General features: G+C 71.1%; 1 tRNA gene, 1 other RNA gene and 1 pseudogene. 2 read left to right on the top strand and 1 reads right to left on the bottom strand.

The window, feature by feature from the left end:
• Nucleotides 1-2 precede the first annotated feature (2 nt).
• Nucleotides 3-87: transfer RNA gene (locus tag ABD323_RS35940), tRNA-Ser, on the bottom strand.
• Between the two features lie 143 nt (nucleotides 88-230).
• On the opposite strand from ABD323_RS35940, the gene ffs reads away from it, so the two are divergent.
• Nucleotides 231-321, top strand: an RNA gene (gene ffs, locus ABD323_RS35935) — signal recognition particle sRNA small type.
• Between the two features lie 54 nt (nucleotides 322-375).
• Nucleotides 376-1,703 (top strand): annotated as a pseudogene (locus ABD323_RS35930) (DNA polymerase III subunit gamma and tau); the annotation flags it as partial.

Below are 1,703 nucleotides of genomic sequence, written 5' to 3'. Positions count from 1 at the left end.
GGCGGAGGATACGAGATTCGAACTCGTGAGGGGTTGCCCCCAACACGCTTTCCAAGCGTGCGCCCTAGGCCACTAGGCGAATCCTCCGTGGGAGAGCTTAGTACATGTTCGGGGGTGCTCGCGACCAGCTATCCGCAGGTGGTCGCGGGTGGGTGGCCTGCGGATCGGAGATGGGGGTGGGGTGGGGGTGGGGGTACGGAGCAGGGGCTGGGATCCGCTACTCTGGTGCCAGCCCCTCGTGTGGCGTTATCTCTCTGAATCCCCCCAGGGCCGGAAGGCAGCAAGGGTAGGAGGGCTCTGGCGGGTGCACGAGGGGTCCTTGCGTTTCTGGGCGGGGCGACGCGTTTGTCGGTCTGTCCCGATATCGTCGGTGGCGTGTCCCTAGCCCTGTACCGCCGCTATCGCCCCGAGACTTTCGCCCAGGTCATCGGGCAGGAGCACGTGACCGCTCCGCTCCAGCAGGCCCTGCGCAACAACAGGGTCAACCACGCCTACCTCTTCAGCGGGCCCCGCGGCTGCGGGAAGACGACGAGTGCGCGGATCCTGGCCCGCTGCCTCAACTGTGCGCAGGGGCCGACTCCGACGCCGTGCGGGGAGTGCCAGTCCTGCACCGACCTGGCGACCGGCGGGCCGGGGTCGATCGACGTGATCGAGATCGACGCGGCCTCGCACGGTGGGGTGGACGACGCCCGGGACCTGCGGGAGCGCGCGTTCTTCGCACCGGTGCACAGCCGGTACAAGATCTTCATCCTGGACGAGGCGCACATGGTGACCTCGGCCGGCTTCAACGCGCTGCTGAAGGTGGTGGAGGAGCCGCCGGAGCACCTCAAGTTCATCTTCGCGACCACGGAGCCGGAGAAGGTGATCGGGACGATCCGCTCCCGCACGCACCATTACCCGTTCCGGCTGGTGCCGCCGGGGACGTTGCGCGACTACCTGACGGAGGTCTGCGGGCGGGAGGGGATCGAGGTCGAGGAGTCGGTCTTCCCGCTGGTGGTGCGCGCCGGTGCCGGGTCGGTGCGTGACTCGATGTCGGTGATGGACCAGCTGCTGGCCGGGGCCGCCGAGGGCGGGGTCACCTACCAGATGGCCACCGCGCTGCTCGGGTACACGGACTCGGCGCTGCTGGACGAGGTGATCGACGCCTTCGCCGCGCAGGACGGGGCGACGGTCTTCCAGGTCGTCGACCGGGTGGTGGAGGGCGGGCACGATCCGCGGCGGTTCGTGACGGACCTGCTGGAGCGGCTGCGTGACCTGGTGATCCTCGCCACCGTGCCGGAGGCCGGCGAGAAGGGGCTGATCGACGCTCCGGCGGACCGGGTCGCGGTGATGCAGGCGCAGGCCGACCGGTTCGGCCCGGGGGAGCTCAGCCGGGGCGCGGACATCGTCAACACGGGGTTGACGGAGATGCGGGGCAACGCGGCGCCGCGGCTGCAACTGGAGCTGATCTGCGCCCGGGTGATGCTGCCGGGCGCCTACACCGACGAGATGTCCCTGATGGCCCGGGTGGACAAGCTGGAGCGCCGGGCCGCGGTCGGCGGCTTCGCCGCGGGACCGCCGATGCCCGCCGGACCTGTGGTCGGCGCTCCGGTGCCGGTGGGTGGCCCGGGGCCGGTGCAGGCCGCGCCGCCGGAGCCCGTGTTCACGCCGTCCGTAGCGGCGCCGCCGGTCCAGGCCCCCGCGGCTCCCCAGGGGAGCGAGCG

This window comes from Kitasatospora nipponensis (assembly GCF_039528135.1).
Classification (GTDB): Bacteria; Actinomycetota; Actinomycetes; order Streptomycetales; family Streptomycetaceae; genus Kitasatospora; species Kitasatospora nipponensis.
Note: the sequence above shows the minus strand (reverse complement) of the source record. Positions and strands in the feature narration are given on the sequence as shown.